General features: G+C 55.2%; 18 protein-coding genes. 9 read left to right on the top strand and 9 right to left on the bottom strand.

The window, feature by feature from the left end:
* Positions 1-25 precede the first annotated feature (25 nt).
* Entirely contained in the window at positions 26-301 is a 276-nt protein-coding gene (locus AB1287_RS08845) for a DUF1471 domain-containing protein (protein WP_312629129.1), read from the bottom strand.
* A 133-nt stretch (positions 302-434) separates the two neighbouring features.
* Positions 435-746 (bottom strand): biofilm peroxide resistance protein BsmA, encoded by a 312-nt coding sequence (gene bsmA / locus AB1287_RS08840; RefSeq protein WP_435617549.1) that lies wholly within the window; start codon positions 744-746, stop codon positions 435-437.
* 208 nt (positions 747-954) lie between these two features.
* On the opposite strand from bsmA, the gene yjfP reads away from it, so the two are divergent.
* On the top strand, positions 955-1,668 hold the full coding sequence (yjfP, locus tag AB1287_RS08835; RefSeq protein WP_435617548.1) for an esterase: 714 nt from the start codon (positions 955-957) through the stop codon (positions 1,666-1,668).
* 65 nt (positions 1,669-1,733) lie between these two features.
* Here the strand turns inward: yjfP and yjfY are convergent, their stop codons facing one another.
* Positions 1,734-2,009, bottom strand: coding sequence for a DUF1471 family protein YjfY (gene yjfY / locus AB1287_RS08830; RefSeq protein ID WP_312629126.1), 276 nt, complete (start codon positions 2,007-2,009; stop codon positions 1,734-1,736).
* Positions 2,010-2,348: 339 nt separating this feature from the next.
* Between yjfY and rpsF the strand changes: the two genes are divergently transcribed.
* From rpsF to AB1287_RS08805, 5 genes are all read left to right on the top strand, one after another.
* Complete coding sequence (gene rpsF / locus AB1287_RS08825) at positions 2,349-2,744, top strand: 30S ribosomal protein S6 (RefSeq protein ID WP_312629125.1); 396 nt, start codon at positions 2,349-2,351, stop codon at positions 2,742-2,744.
* 6 nt (positions 2,745-2,750) lie between these two features.
* Positions 2,751-3,065 (top strand): primosomal replication protein N, encoded by a 315-nt coding sequence (gene priB / locus AB1287_RS08820; RefSeq protein WP_312629124.1) that lies wholly within the window; start codon positions 2,751-2,753, stop codon positions 3,063-3,065.
* Between the two features lie 4 nt (positions 3,066-3,069).
* Positions 3,070-3,297 carry a 30S ribosomal protein S18 gene (gene rpsR, locus AB1287_RS08815; protein WP_002210155.1) on the top strand — a complete coding sequence of 76 codons (228 nt, stop codon included), beginning with the start codon at positions 3,070-3,072 and terminating at the stop codon, positions 3,295-3,297.
* A 39-nt stretch (positions 3,298-3,336) separates the two neighbouring features.
* Entirely contained in the window at positions 3,337-3,786 is a 450-nt protein-coding gene (rplI, locus tag AB1287_RS08810; RefSeq protein ID WP_097162720.1) for a 50S ribosomal protein L9, read from the top strand.
* 145 nt (positions 3,787-3,931) lie between these two features.
* Entirely contained in the window at positions 3,932-4,861 is a 930-nt protein-coding gene (locus tag AB1287_RS08805) for a DMT family transporter (protein ID WP_312629120.1), read from the top strand.
* A 30-nt stretch (positions 4,862-4,891) separates the two neighbouring features.
* Here AB1287_RS08805 and AB1287_RS08800 read toward each other — a convergent pair whose 3' ends face one another.
* Positions 4,892-5,563 carry a LysM-like peptidoglycan-binding domain-containing protein gene (locus tag AB1287_RS08800; protein ID WP_435617547.1) on the bottom strand — a complete coding sequence of 224 codons (672 nt, stop codon included), beginning with the start codon at positions 5,561-5,563 and terminating at the stop codon, positions 4,892-4,894.
* 132 nt (positions 5,564-5,695) lie between these two features.
* On the opposite strand from AB1287_RS08800, the gene fklB reads away from it, so the two are divergent.
* Both fklB and cycA read left to right on the top strand, forming a co-directional pair.
* The gene (gene fklB / locus AB1287_RS08795; protein ID WP_312629117.1) at positions 5,696-6,316 is read left to right on the top strand and encodes an FKBP-type peptidyl-prolyl cis-trans isomerase; all 621 of its coding nucleotides are present in this window, start codon (positions 5,696-5,698) and stop codon (positions 6,314-6,316) included.
* Between the two features lie 313 nt (positions 6,317-6,629).
* Positions 6,630-8,033, top strand: a complete 1,404-nt coding sequence (cycA, locus tag AB1287_RS08790; protein ID WP_435617546.1) for a D-serine/D-alanine/glycine transporter — start codon at positions 6,630-6,632, stop codon at positions 8,031-8,033.
* A 99-nt stretch (positions 8,034-8,132) separates the two neighbouring features.
* On the opposite strand, the gene ytfE is transcribed toward cycA, so the two are convergent.
* The 4 genes from ytfE to AB1287_RS08770 form a co-directional block, all read right to left on the bottom strand.
* On the bottom strand, positions 8,133-8,795 hold the full coding sequence (gene ytfE / locus AB1287_RS08785; protein ID WP_435617545.1) for an iron-sulfur cluster repair protein YtfE: 663 nt from the start codon (positions 8,793-8,795) through the stop codon (positions 8,133-8,135).
* An 82-nt stretch (positions 8,796-8,877) separates the two neighbouring features.
* A complete protein-coding gene (locus AB1287_RS08780; RefSeq protein ID WP_312629114.1) occupies positions 8,878-9,852 on the bottom strand; it encodes a DMT family transporter in 975 nt (324 codons plus the stop codon).
* A gap of 73 nt (positions 9,853-9,925) precedes the next feature.
* A complete protein-coding gene (locus tag AB1287_RS08775) occupies positions 9,926-10,750 on the bottom strand; it encodes an AraC family transcriptional regulator (RefSeq protein ID WP_312629113.1) in 825 nt (274 codons plus the stop codon).
* A 78-nt stretch (positions 10,751-10,828) separates the two neighbouring features.
* Positions 10,829-11,677, bottom strand: coding sequence for an SDR family oxidoreductase (locus tag AB1287_RS08770; protein ID WP_435617544.1), 849 nt, complete (start codon positions 11,675-11,677; stop codon positions 10,829-10,831).
* An 84-nt stretch (positions 11,678-11,761) separates the two neighbouring features.
* Here AB1287_RS08770 and AB1287_RS08765 point away from each other — a divergent pair, with 84 nt between their 5' ends.
* Positions 11,762-12,148: a winged helix-turn-helix transcriptional regulator gene (locus AB1287_RS08765; RefSeq protein WP_312629111.1), complete on the top strand. Its 387-nt coding sequence runs from the start codon at positions 11,762-11,764 to the stop codon at positions 12,146-12,148.
* 65 nt (positions 12,149-12,213) lie between these two features.
* On the opposite strand, the gene cpdB is transcribed toward AB1287_RS08765, so the two are convergent.
* Entirely contained in the window at positions 12,214-14,157 is a 1,944-nt protein-coding gene (gene cpdB, locus AB1287_RS08760; RefSeq protein ID WP_312629110.1) for a 2',3'-cyclic-nucleotide 2'-phosphodiesterase, read from the bottom strand.
* Positions 14,158-14,346 lie beyond the last annotated feature (189 nt).

The raw sequence follows: 14,346 nt of genomic DNA, 5'->3' as shown, positions 1-14,346 counted from the left end.
AGACTGATGAAATCTGCCCGTGTGCTCAGGCGTAAAGAATCGCCTGTACGCGCCAGTTATCGGCGTGCTGTTCCTCATACATCTGAATAATACGGTACCAGCTGGCCCCTTGCTCATCGGCTTTGCGGGCGATGACGTATTCGACGTCCTGAAGCGTGCCGGAAATATTATTGACGGAAATCAGACCGATCTCGTTCAGTCCGGTAACACAATCGGCGCTGGCAAACTCCGCAGGCTGCGCCGTCGTGTTTGAAAATCCTAAAGAGAAGGCAAAGGCGTGTTTCATCGTCGTCAGCTCCATTTCACGTAACCCGAGGTAGCCCTGGGCAATCCATCGCGGACAATCATCCCGTCGTAAATCGGCATGACGCCATTGTGCATCGGGAAACGTGAAGGGCTGAAAAGCAATGTAAAGCGGATTAAATAATCCTCGCTTACGGCTTGTGATACATTATCGCCTGTGAATACCATTGCGCCGGAACCACGGTGTCATCAATCATTACGATCACGTAGTAATCCGCTTTGGCGGCAGTCACTTTCGCCTTAATATCCGCTTCTGCGTCCATCGGTGAACCGTAAACCATAGTGCTGACTGTGCCGATTTTTTGCAGGCCTTCCGTTTGGTTTCGCTGGATTTCCTGCGGATAGTCGGTTTTCGGCGGCGGCGCCGCAGGTGTTCCCTGAAGCACGCTACATCCACATAACAACAGCACCAGAAGCAGTGGCGTAATACGTTGCATAGCCATATCCCGTTTCCTGATAATCATGAGTGTAGTGACTAATAATTTGCCTTTAGGGGGAATGTTCCCGAATTGTTATCTCTGGCGCGATTTTCGAATGAAATCTTTCTAAAAGCGTAATCCATGTCGCAACATTCGGCGGACGCAATGTCAGTGCAATTTGCAGGTAATATTACTGCGCGCTATCGGCTAAAGAGAGAGAAGGAGAAGAGTAATGATTGAACTTGACGTGCGCAAGCTGGCGGGCAGGGAAGTTTTGCAGGCCTGTCCCCAGGGAAAGAACGCTTCTCCACTGCCGTGTGTCGTTTTTTATCATGGCTTTACCTCATCGAAGCTGGTCTACAGTTATTTTGCCGTGGCGCTGGCGCAGGCTGGTTTCCGGGTCATTATGCCGGATGCGCCCGATCACGGGTCACGCTTTGAAGGCGACGAGAACGCCCGGATGCAGCGCTTCTGGCCAATCCTGCTGAACAGCTGCCAGGAATTTGCTGCGCTGCGCGAAGCCATCATTGAGCAGGGCTGGCTGGAAGAGGAACGACTGGCAGTGGCGGGGGCGTCGATGGGCGGCATGACGGCGTTGGGTATTCTTGCCCGGCATCCGGACATCAAATGTGGCGCAAGCCTGATGGGATCGGGCTATTTTATGTCGCTCTCCCGTACGCTCTTTCCGTCGCCAGATTTTCCCACTGAGCTTGCGGAGTGGGACGTTACGCATCAGTTGGAAAAACTCGCCTTGAAGCCTTTGTTACTGTGGCATGGTGAAGACGATGACGTTGTGCCCGCGGCAGAAACGTTCCGCTTACAGCAGGCGCTGCGGAAGGCCGGGCTTGACGCAAAGCTTACCTGTGAGTGGCAGACTGGCGTGCGTCACCGCATCACGCCAGAAGCGCTGTCCGCGACGGTGGCTTTTTTCCAGAAACACTTGTGAAAAAAAGCCCCCGGAGCCGGGGGCAGAGTGGATTAGGGCAAATACGTTCAGTGGTTTTCCTGGTGCTAGCGGTAAACGTCAGCGCTGGCGTGAATAAGGCCATTGCTGCCGGGTTCATGAAGAAGGATTGGGTGATAGTATTTGGCGCCGTGGGCGTCACTCTCTTCACTCAAGGCTTGATCTGCTTCGCTTTCGGTGGCGATGTTATGATTGATGTATATGACGCCTAAGCTCTGCACATCGTCCATATTTCTGGCCTGTCGGCCGTCGATTTTGATGGCTGCCATCGCGTTTGCTGTGAGCAAAAGGGTAGCCATTACGGCGATTGCGATGTTTTTCATGTGCGTTACTCCATACAGCCTGCTGCGTTAAACTGAAGTCTCCTGCTGTCTTCCGCTGAGGTATGATGTAAGTGTAATCGCTCCTTTTCGATTCCATCACGACCATTTCTGATGCAGTTGTTCAAAAATTTGGCGCATCCATTACTGATTAATTTTAAGCCACTGACTTCCCTTCGCTTTGCCCTTCGTGCGAATTATTTGCGCAATCACCTTGAGTTTCCCCTTGCCCGCAAGTATGATTACGCGTCAATTTTTCAGCCGCCCTTTAACACGTTCCTTGCCTCCATGGGCCGCGGCTGACCCAGACAGGAGGCTGAATAATCCGTAAGGAGCAATTCGATGCGTCATTACGAAATCGTTTTTATGGTCCATCCTGACCAGAGCGAACAGGTTCCGGGTATGATCGAGCGTTACACTGGTGCAATCACTGCAGCAGAAGGTACGATCCACCGTCTGGAAGACTGGGGCCGCCGTCAGCTGGCTTACCCGATCAACAAACTGCACAAAGCGCACTACGTTCTGCTGAACGTTGAAGCACCGCAGGAAGTGATCGATGAGCTGGAAACAAACTTCCGCTTCAACGATGCCGTTATCCGCAGCATGGTTATGCGTACCAAACACGCTGTGACTGAAGCATCTCCAATGGTTAAAGCGAAAGACGAGCGTCGTGAGCGTCGCGATGATTTCGCAAACGAAACCACAGATGATGCTGAAGCTGGGGATTCTGAAGAGTAATTGCTGATGGCCAACCGTCTGGCGTTGTCCGGCACAGTGTGCAGGGCGCCCCTTCGAAAGGTCAGCCCATCAGGAATTCCTCACTGCCAGTTCGTGCTTGAGCACCGTTCTGTGCAGGAGGAAGCCGGTTTTCACCGGCAGGCGTGGTGTCAAATGCCGGTTATTATTAGCGGGCAAGAGAACCAGGCCATTACTCACAGTATAACGGTCGGCACGCAAATCACCGTTCAGGGCTTTATCAGCTGCCACAAGGCGCGAAATGGTCTGAGCAAAATGGTGTTGCATGCCGAGCAGATTGAATTGATAGATTCTGGAGACTAGCCAAATGGCACGTTATTTCCGTCGTCGCAAGTTCTGCCGTTTCACCGCGGAAGGCGTTGTAGAGATTGATTACAAAGACATCGCTACGCTGAAAAACTACATTACCGAAAGCGGTAAAATTGTCCCGAGCCGTATCACCGGTACTCGTGCAAAATACCAGCGCCAGCTCGCTCGTTGCATCAAGCGCGCTCGCTACCTGTCTCTGCTGCCATACACTGATCGTCATCAGTAATCGGCCGCCGTCTATTAACGACTTTAAGAGGATAAGGTAATGCAAGTTATTCTGCTTGATAAAGTAGCAAACCTGGGCAGCCTGGGTGATCAGGTTAACGTTAAAGCGGGCTACGCTCGTAACTTCCTGGTTCCACAGGGTAAAGCTGTTCCAGCTACCAAGAAAAACGTTGAATTCTTCGAAGCACGTCGCGCTGAACTGGAAGCCAAACTGGCTGACGTTCTGGCTGCTGCAAATGCTCGCGCTGAAGCAATCAACGCACTGGGCACCGTTACCATCGCGTCTAAATCTGGCGACGAAGGTAAACTGTTCGGTTCTATCGGTACTCGCGACATCGCTGACGCAGTTTCTGCTGCAGGCGTTGCTGTTGCCAAGAGCGAAGTTCGCATGCCGAACGGCGTTCTGCGTACCACTGGTGAGCACGAAGTGGACTTCCAGGTTCACAGCGAAGTGTTCGCTAAACTGGTAGTAAACGTGGTTGCTGAGTAATTCATTACTCCGTAGCACGACAAATCGCCGGCCTTGTGCCGGCGTTTTGCTTTCTGAGGTTTGCACTTTCCCACTTGTATGGTAGCTATTTCCGCCACCTTTCAGGATAATGAATTAAAACGCGATTTTAATTCAGGCTTAGCTCATGGACAGCGCCACACCCGCCCCGTTATTTACCCGTAAAAACATTGTTTATGCAGGCGCAACGCTTTGCTGTTTATTATGGGGAAGCTCGTATCCCGCCATCAAAAATGGCTATGAAATTTTCCAGATTGCCACTGACGACATCCCGTCGAAAATTATCTTTGCCGGTTACCGCTTCCTGTTTGCCGGTGTGCTGCTGTTGCTGTTTGCGCTGGCACAGCGTAAGCCGATAGCTCGCCTGAACGCCCGCCAGTTTGGCCAGCTGACGCTGCTTGGTCTGACGCAAACCTCCATCCAGTACGCCATTTTTTATATCGGCCTTGCGTTTACGACCGGCGTGAAAGGCTCGATTATGAACGCCACTGGCACCTTCTTCAGCGTGCTGCTGGCGCACTTCATCTACCAGAATGACAAGCTAAGCTATAACAAATCCCTCGGCTGTATTCTTGGGTTTGCCGGAGTGATGCTGGTGAACTTCAGCCATTCGCTGATGGATTTCAGCTTCGTCTGGCAGGGGGACGGTTTTATCGTGCTGGCCGCCTTTATCCTTTCGGCAGCAACGCTCTACGGCAAACGTATTTCGCAGACCGTCGATCCAACGGTGATGACCGGCTGGCAGTTGGGTATTGGCGGCCTGGCGCTGGTGGTGGGCGGCTACCTGAGCGGTGGAACGCTGACGTTCCACGGTATCGACTCTGTGGCCGTGCTGGGCTATCTGACGCTGCTTTCTTCCGTGGCATTTGCGCTATGGAGCACGTTACTGAAGTACAACCGCGTCAGTATGATTGCGCCGTTTAACTTTGTGATTCCGGTGGCGGGTACGGTACTGTCCGGCATTTTTCTTGGCGAGAACATTCTGGAATGGAAATACGCACTGGCGCTGGTGCTGGTCTGTTCGGGGATTTGGTGGGTCAATAAAAGAAGTGTCTGAGAGCTGCCCGGCGAGTGCCGGGCACGGTCATTAGCGAACGCGAAGATAGCTGCCGTCGACCTGGCGGGTAAACAGCACCTGCTGGCCATTACCGCTGTCAATCGTTAAGCCTGTCACAACGCCGTTAGCATTCTGGCGTACCTGCACCATCTGCCCGGCCTGTAATGTGCTCAGCGGCTTGCCCGCGCCTTCCACTTTAGACATCGCGTACACGTCAGTTGGCGGCAGGTTGTGGTCGCGGAACAGCTGCGCCAGGGTTTTGCCAGGTTCTACACGGTAGCTGCGCCACTGCTGCTCAATGCCTGGCACGGACTGCGCTTGCGCAGGTTCGCTCTGCTGCTGAGGCTGGCGCTGAACCTGCTGAGGCTCGTCGTCTGGCTGACCTTCCTGAACCACCTCAGGCGCGGCAGGAGCCGCCTGGTCAGGATCGCTCACCGTCGGTGAAGAAGAAACCAGCGGAGGCAAAGGCTGTTGCAGGTTGCCCTGCTGCGGCTGGGACTGCATATCGAGCTGCGCGTTGCGGCTCACCGATTGTGCGGGTGCGTTGTCGCCGGCAGGAAGCAGGAAGCCAATAATCACCAGCAGGGAGCCTGCGATGATGCCACGACGATGCAGCGGTGGCAGCGGGTCCATCAGCCGGAAATTATCCGGGGCATGCCAGATTTTTAACACCAAAGGTTGTAGTGCGAACCGCCCGGGCATGGGTTACCTCCTGCTCCGCGTTTCCCTGTTTTGTCCCTCAGTATATACATAATTCTGCCGAGACAAAGTTTTACCCGATGCGGCCTGGCTGGTATGCTGCCCGCTGATTTTCATCCGATGAAAGGAAAGACCATGGCAACCCCGACTTTTGACACCATTGAAGCCCAGGCCAGTTACGGAATCGGCCTCCAGGTAGGACAACAGCTTAGCGAATCCGGCCTGCAGGGCCTGCTGCCGGAAGCACTGGTCGCTGGTATTGCTGACGCTCTGGAAGGCAAGCAGCCACAGGTTCCGGTAGATGTGGTACACCGTGCACTGCGCGAAATTCACGAACGTGCTGACGCGGTTCGTCGTGAGCGCTTTGAAGCCATGGCGGCAGAAGGCGTGAAATATCTGGAAGAAAACCGTGAGAAAGAAGGCGTAAGCAGCACCGAATCCGGTCTGCAGTTCCGCGTTCTGACTCAGGGCGAAGGTGCTATCCCGGCTCGTACCGACCGCGTACGTGTTCACTACACCGGCAAACTGATTGACGGTACCGTGTTCGACAGCTCTGTCGCACGTGGCGAACCGGCTGAATTCCCGGTCAACGGCGTGATTCCAGGCTGGATCGAAGCGCTGACCCTGATGCCGGTTGGCTCCAAATGGGAACTGACCATCCCGCAAAACCTCGCTTACGGCGAGCGCGGCGCTGGCGCATCCATTCCTCCTTTCAGCACCCTGGTTTTCGAAGTCGAACTGCTCGAAATCCTGTAAGGCCGCTGGATCCTCTCCCGGTGACGGGAGAGGACGTCATAAATCAGAGAAAAATCCCTAAGTTAGAAAATTGTCAGTATTTAATCTTGCATTGCGCCGCAGTCGGTGTATTTTTGTGAGCTGTTTCGCGTTAGCAGAGTGATATAACACTCACTTTAAACATCTTATTAACATAATAGCCAATTCATAGTATTCAACCCGCCGATTCTTACCTACTATCGATCAGTCAAAAAACTGAAACCTCGTCAGAGGTATTCAATGGCCACAGAGCCAGCAAAGCACAACACAACAGGAACAACAGGAAGAAAATCACATGGTAGATCAGGTAAAAGTTGGTGCTCAAGAGGATGCGCCAACGGAACAGTCGCTCCGGCGCAATCTCACTAACCGGCATATTCAGCTGATTGCTATCGGCGGCGCGATAGGGACAGGCCTGTTTATGGGCTCGGGGAAAACCATCAGCCTGGCCGGCCCGTCGATCATTTTCGTCTACATGATCATCGGCTTTATGCTCTTTTTCGTCATGCGCGCAATGGGTGAATTGCTGCTGTCGAATCTCGAATACAAATCCTTCAGCGATTTCGCCGCCGACCTGCTCGGCCCGTGGGCCGGGTATTTCACCGGCTGGACCTACTGGTTCTGCTGGGTTGTCACCGGCATGGCGGACGTGGTCGCCATCACGTCATACGCGCAGTTCTGGTTCCCTGGACTTTCAGACTGGGTGGCCTCGCTGGCGGTTATACTTTTACTGCTGGGCCTGAACCTCGCCACCGTGAAGATGTTTGGTGAGATGGAGTTCTGGTTTGCGATGATCAAAATCGTCGCCATCGTTGGCCTGGTGATTGTCGGCCTGGTGATGGTGATGACGCACTTCACCTCGCCGAGCGGCGTACAGGCCTCGTTTGACCATCTGTGGAACGACGGCGGCTGGTTCCCGAAAGGCATCAGCGGCTTCTTTGCCGGCTTCCAGATAGCGGTCTTTGCTTTCGTGGGGATTGAACTGGTGGGCACCACGGCAGCGGAAACCAAAGATCCGGAGAAATCACTGCCGCGCGCGATTAACTCGATTCCGATTCGTATCATCATGTTCTACGTCTTCGCGCTGGTTGTGATCATGTCGGTGACGCCATGGAGTTCTGTGGTGCCGGACAAGAGTCCGTTCGTGGAATTGTTCGTGCTGGTAGGGCTGCCTGCGGCGGCGAGCATCATTAACTTTGTGGTGCTGACGTCTGCGGCTTCTTCCGCCAACAGCGGGGTGTTCTCAACCAGCCGTATGCTGTTCGGCCTGGCTCAGGATAAGATGGCGCCGAAGGCTTTTGCGACGCTGTCAAAGCGCGCCGTTCCGGCGAAAGGGTTGACCTTCTCCTGCATCTGCCTGCTTGGCGGCGTGGTGATGCTCTATGTGAACCCAAGCGCGATTGCGGCGTTCACCATGATCACCACCGTTTCAGCGATTCTGTTTATGTTCGTGTGGACCATCATTCTCTGTTCATATCTGGTCTACCGTAAGCAGCGCCCACAGCTGCACGCCGCATCGAAATACAAAATGCCGCTCGGCAAGCTGATGTGCTGGGTTTGCATGGCGTTCTTCGTGTTTGTGCTGGTGCTGCTGACGCTTGAGGACGATACCCGTCAGGCGCTGATTGTCACGCCGCTGTGGTTTATCGTGCTGGGGCTGGGCTGGCTGTATGCCGGGAAGAAGCGTTTGATGAAGTAAGTTAAAAAAATCTATTGCCCGGTGGCTCTTCGTATACACGGGCCTACGCCCGAGACCATTTGTAGGCCCGGTAAGCGCTAGCGCCACCGGGCATTTTTATTACTCGCCTGCCAACGCCCGAGGAAACAGCACGTTGTTTTCCAGGCTGATGTGCTCCATCAGATCGTCAATCAGCTCGTTAATGCCGTTATACATCGCCTTCCAGGTCGTACAGGCTTCCGGCGGCGGCGTCACGTTCTGGGTAACGTGCTTAATCACTTCCAGCAGTTCACCCGCTTCATCATGCTCGCTTTCCATCACGCTTATCGGGCCCATTGCCTGGCTGCCCATGCCTTGTTTGATCATCGGGAACAGGATCTGCTCCTCTTTCATCATATGGCTGGAAAGCTCCTGGTGCAGCGCCGTCAGGTATTTGGTGAGCCCTTTCGGTACATTCGGTTTGTCGGCGTGAACGCGTTCTACCTTGGTCGCCTGTAAAATCAGCTCCGGCAGCTGTTCGCGGTGACGGTCGTGATAGCGCGCCACAATATGATCGATAATTTCTGCCAGCGGCGTGGTGCGCCACTCTTTTTCTACGGGTGCTTCAGCCAGCGTCGCCAGTTCAGCTTCAATGATGGCAACGTCCAGGTCCTTACGTGCCGCAGCGCGCTCCAGCGTCTGCTTACCGCCGCAGCAGTAATCCATATCATATTTACGGAACAGCGCAGATGCGCGCGGAATGGAGAGAGCCAGTTCACCTAAGGGTTGATCGCGGAAGGCCATTGTCGTTACCTCATCTGTAAAATATAAGATGTATTTTAAATGCACCTTTAAGATAAGGGAATACCCCTTTGGGAATATCGCACTATTCCACAGGGTCTTCGCTCAGGGATTCAAGCTGAGGCTTCTGCGGTTTTGCCCGCACGGCAATGACCACGCCAGCGACCAGCAGCGCAATGCCGGACAGCGTCAGGATCGGGGGAAAGTTCTGGCGCAGCAGAAAGGTATACAGCAGCCCGGCCAGGGTTTCGAAGACGATCAGCGGCCCGACGATCACCGTCGGCAGGCGCTGGCTGGCGATATTCCAGCACAGCGCGCCGACCCAGGAGCAAAACACGGCGATGGCTATCATCAGGGTAATAAACACGTCCGGACGCGGGCCAAACGGCAATGGAAAGCTTTGTTCTTGACCGCGCAGCCACAGGCAGGCCAGCACGTAGCCGAGCAGCGATACCGGCAGCGTGACCAGCGCCTGGGCGGTGGCCCACATCATGGGATGCTTATCCGGATTTTCCCGCAGCCAGCGCGCATTGCGCAGCGCATACCAGGCCCAGCAAACGACGGAGATCAGCGCCAGCCCGATGCCGCTGCCGTAACGCCATGGGCTGAATTCGGCCAGCCCATGGCTAAGCTCGGCAATGTTCACACAGGCTAAGCCCAGCGCGATGCAACCTAAAGCGGGCGCCAGCCCACGCCAGGCGAGTTTACCGTCACGCTGGCTGTACAACAGATTGGCAAATACCGGGATCACCACCGGAAGCGTACCGATAATCATGGTCGACACGGGGGCGCCAGCGCGCTGAATTGCGCTGGCAAGGCAAACGTAATAGATGAGGTTGCCCATCATCGTCAGGCTCAGCGCCGTCAGCCAGTCGCGCTTGCCGAGCTGTTTGAGCTGCGTACGCCCAAGCCATGCCAGCGGCAGGGCGATAAGCCCAAGCGCCAGATAGCGGCCCATTGACTGCAATACTGCAGGATACTCAGGCACCAGCAGCGGCCCGACGAAAATCAGCCCCCACATCAGCCCTGCCAGCAGAGCGTAAAGCACACCACTCATCATCGTCGCCACCTTATTTATCAAGGCTGGCAGTGTAGGCAGCGTGGCGGAGACACGTATTGTATGAGGTTGCGCATTAGCGCGGAAAAACCTGCTTCTGATAGCGGACGGGCGTAATGCCGTAACGGCGGGTAAAAGCGCGGGTAAGATGAGACTGATCCGTCAGGCCCGTGGCAGCGGCCACTTCAGCGGCAGGCATCCCGCGAGTCAGAAAATCTTTGGCGCGCCACAGGCGAATCGCCATCAGCATTTGATGCGGAGTGACGTGATAGCGGGCCTTGAACTGGCGCTGGAAATGATAAGGGCTGAGCGCCACCACGGCGGCGAGCTCGTCGAGCGTCAGGGCATGCATATAGTTGTCGTGCAGATACTCGCGCACGCGTTCAAAACGATGCGCGCCTTCCTGTTTGATGGGGGCATGCTTCGCAAACGGACGGAAGGTGTCGATCAGGTCGAGCAGTAAACCTTTTTGAGCGAGCGGATCGGGGGTATTCCACAGGCCATAAATCTGCTGGCAAAGCAGGGCGGAACGCTGCGCATCGTGGCGAACCACATCGCTGAACCACCAGTGGCGTATGCCTGTCACCTCTTCCAGCAGGTCAGGCTCCAGATAGACCATCCGATAGCGCCAGCCGTCCTCGCTGGCCGCTTCGCCGGTATGCAGCTCGTCCGGATTCATGGTGACCACGGAGTTTACCGGGGCGACGTGCTTTGCACCGCGATAGCGAAACTGCTCCGCGCCCAGCTCAATGGCGCCGATGCCAAATGCTTCGTGGGTATGGGGCTCGAAGGCGTAGCGGGAGATATGGGCGTGATAAAGCTCCACCCCCGGAAGGTTGTCCAGGTGGCGGAAGCTTGCGCAATCTCTCTTATCATGGAACAGGTCAGGTACGCCCTGCACGGTCACCTCCCACGGAATATCCCGACATTATCGAAGATACCCCGTGGGTGTGCCACAAAAATGAGCAGTTATCGACGCTTACAGAATGCTTTTGACGCTTTCAGACAGCGGCGTGGTAGGGCGCTGAATCAGTTTGCTCAGGGTATGGCTGTCATCAAACAGACCACCTTTTGACGCGCCGATATCCGAATCCGCCAGCATGTCTGCCAGGCCCGCTGGCAGGCCCACGCCTTTCAGCGCCGCCGCGAAATCAGCTTCGCTCAGGTTCTGGTAACTCACCGGTTTCCCGCTTTGCTTGCTCAGCTCGGCGGCCAGCTCGTTCAGCGTCCAGGCGCTGTCGCCCGCCAGCTCGTACACTTTTCCGGCATGGCCGTCGGTGCTTATTACGGTTGCCGCCGCTGCCGCATAATCAGCGCGAGGTGCTGCTGCGATTTTTCCTGCCCCGGCGGCACCAATAAATACGCCATGTTCAATGGCCGGTGGGACGCTCGCCAGATAGTTTTCGGTGTACCAGCCGTTACGCAGCAGCGCGTAAGGAATACCGGACTCCGCCAGCATTTTCTCCGTGGCGACGTGTTCGACGTGCAGACCCAGCGGGGATTTGTCTGCATGCAGCAGGCTGGTGTAAGCGATGAATTTCACGCCAGCTGCTTTCGCGGCACGAATGGCATTGCCATGCTGTTCAGCGCGTTTACCCACTTCACTGCCGGAGATCAGCAGCAGTTTGTCCACGCCCTGGAGGGCCGTGGTCAGCGTGGCTTCATCGTTATAATCGCCCTGACGAACGACGATGCCTTTGTCGCTCAGCGCTTGTGCCTTTGCCGGATTACGCACAATGGCGACCAGTTGATTAGCGGGAACGGTTTTCAGCAGATTTTCGATAACGAGTTGGCCCAGTTGGCCGGTAGCGCCAGTAATTGCGATCATGAGGGTGCTCCATGGTGTTTGGTTTCAGTTGTGGTAAGCTAACACCATAGCTAACTTTTGGTAAGTACGTACAAAAAGGTAAGTATGAAAATGGCGAATCCGACACTGAGTGAGCAGCTGCGTGACGGCAATCTGTTTGCCGAACAATGCCCGTCCCGCGATGTGCTTAAGCACGTCACCAGCCGCTGGGGCGTACTGATTCTGGTGGCGCTGCGTGACGGCACTCACCGCTTCAGCGATTTGCGCCGCAAAATGGGCGGCGTCAGTGAAAAAATGTTGGCGCAGTCGTTACAGGCTCTCGAGCAGGACGGCTTTCTTAACCGCGTCTCTTTCCCCGTTGTGCCACCGCACGTCGAGTACAGCCTGACGCCGCTTGGCGAGCAGGTGAGTGAGAAAGTGGAAGCGCTGGCCGACTGGATCGAACTGAACCTGCCGCAGGTGATGGCGAACTGGGATGAGCGGGCGGCGTGAGCGTCCGCTATGATGCAGAAATTGCCCGGTAGCGGCTTCGCCTTACCGGGCTACAAATCCTTCCGCTACTTGCTTAAATCCACCTGATACACCGCAAAGCCAATCTCGTCGGTGCCGACCTGCTTCATCGGATACTGCGCTTTGTCTTTGATAAACGCAGCCGCTTTTTCTGACGGCGACGTTTCGAAGCGAATATCCAGCGGCGTAGCTGAGGTGATTGGCGCTAAGCGCCAGTTGTTGTCCGCTGCGGGATGAATCTCGCCATGCTTTTTCGACTCGGCGCTAATCCACGCCGCCAGGACTGAACGGTTTTCATCCGGCGAGGCGAAAGCGATATGGCTGTCGCCGGTGCCTGCAAACTTACCGCCGTAAGCGCGGTAGTTATTGGTCGCCACGAGGAAAGTCGCCTTTGGATCGATGGGCTTGCCGTTAAAGGTCAGATTTTTGATGCGCTCTGCGTTCGGGTTGAGGCTCTGGCATTCGCCGTCGTAGCGTGCGGGCTGGCTGACGTCTACCTGATAATTCACGCCGTCAATCACATCGAAGTTATAGGTGCGGAAACCGTCCCAGTTGATGAGCGACTGCGGTTTGCTGCTGGTCACGTCGATCTGGTTGAACTGCCCGGCGGAGCACTCCAGCCACTCTTTAACCTCCTGGCCGCTGACTTTCATCACCACTAGCGTGTTCGGGTAGAGATACAGATCGGCGGCGTTGCGGAAGGTCAGCTGACCCTTCTCCACTTCGGTGTAGCTCGCCGGATCGTTCTTGCGACCGCCCGCTTTGAACGGCGCCGCAGCGGAGAGCACCGGCAGCTTAGCCAGATCCGGATCGCCCTGAATAAAGTGCTCGACGTAGGCTTTCTGCGCCATATTCACCACCTGAACGGTAGGATCGTCCTGCACCAGCGATAAATAGCTGTACATGTTGTCCGAAGATTTGCCAATCGGCTTGCTGACAAAGGCGCGAGTGGCATCGTGGTCGGCCTTCAGCACCTTCACCAGGCTGGTGTCTTCTGCCGCGAGGGATTTTTTCGCCACCGGATCGTAAATCGGACGCGCCTCGGCTTTAGCCTGCGTCACCTGCCATTTGCCGCTGTCGTTATTCAGGCTCAAATCGACCACGCCCAGATGATCGCCCCACATGCCGGGCATTACCGCTGGCACGCCGTTCAGCAGGCCTTTTTCAATATCGGCACCTTTAATGCTGGCGAAATCTTTTGACGGGAAAACGGCGTGCGCGTGGCCAAACATGATTGCATCCACGCCCGGTACCTGGCTTAAGTAGTACACGGAGTTCTCTGCCATGGCGTGATAAGGGTCTGCGGAGAGGCCTGAGTGGGCGATGACTACCACAATATCGGCACCTTTCTCACGCATTTCCGGCACGTATTTACGGGCGGTTTCGGTGATGTCGTTCACCGTCACTTTGCCGCTGAGATTGGCCTTATCCCAGGTCATGATCTGCGGCGGCACGAAGCCGATATAGCCGATTTTCAGCGTCTGCGGCTTGCCGTCCTTATCGACGACCTTTGTCTCTTTAATCAGGTAAGGGGTAAACAACGGCTGTTTGGTCTTAACGTCGATGATATTGGCGTTAACGTACGGGAATTTCGCGCCATTGATGGCTTTGTGCAGATACTCCAGCCCATAGTTGAACTCATGATTGCCGAGGTTGCCCACGGCATAGTCCAGCGTGTTCATTGCTTTGTAAACCGGATGCACATCTCCCGTTTTTAATCCTTTGGCTGCCATATAATCGCCGAGCGGGCTTCCCTGAATGACGTCGCCGTTATCCACCAGAACGCTGTTTTTAACTTCCTCACGCGCGGCGTTGATAAGGCTTGCGGTGCGTACCAGGCCGAATTTTTCCGTTGCGGTATCTTTGTAGTAGTCAAAATCCATCATGTTGCTGTGCAGGTCGGTGGTTTCCATGATCCGCAAATCCACCGTCGCCGCACTGGCGCTGGCGGCAATCAGCGTGGCCAGGAGCGTTGCGCTAAACTTAATCATCAGAGGCGTCCTTTTATTGATCGGGGGCACAAAAGAGAAAAGGGTATACATCCTGTTGCTTACAGAAATGTGAAGCTTGCCAGAAATCGGGGCGATGAAACGGGTAACGCTTCACAGATAGCGCAATTTGTCGCGATGGGATATAACTAAAACAACGAGTTAACGCCACTCTACTCAATACGAGGTGGA

This window comes from Scandinavium sp. UTDF21-P1B, assembly GCF_040750395.1.
Taxonomy (GTDB): Bacteria; Pseudomonadota; Gammaproteobacteria; order Enterobacterales; family Enterobacteriaceae; genus Scandinavium.
Note: the sequence above shows the minus strand (reverse complement) of the source record. Positions and strands in the feature narration are given on the sequence as shown.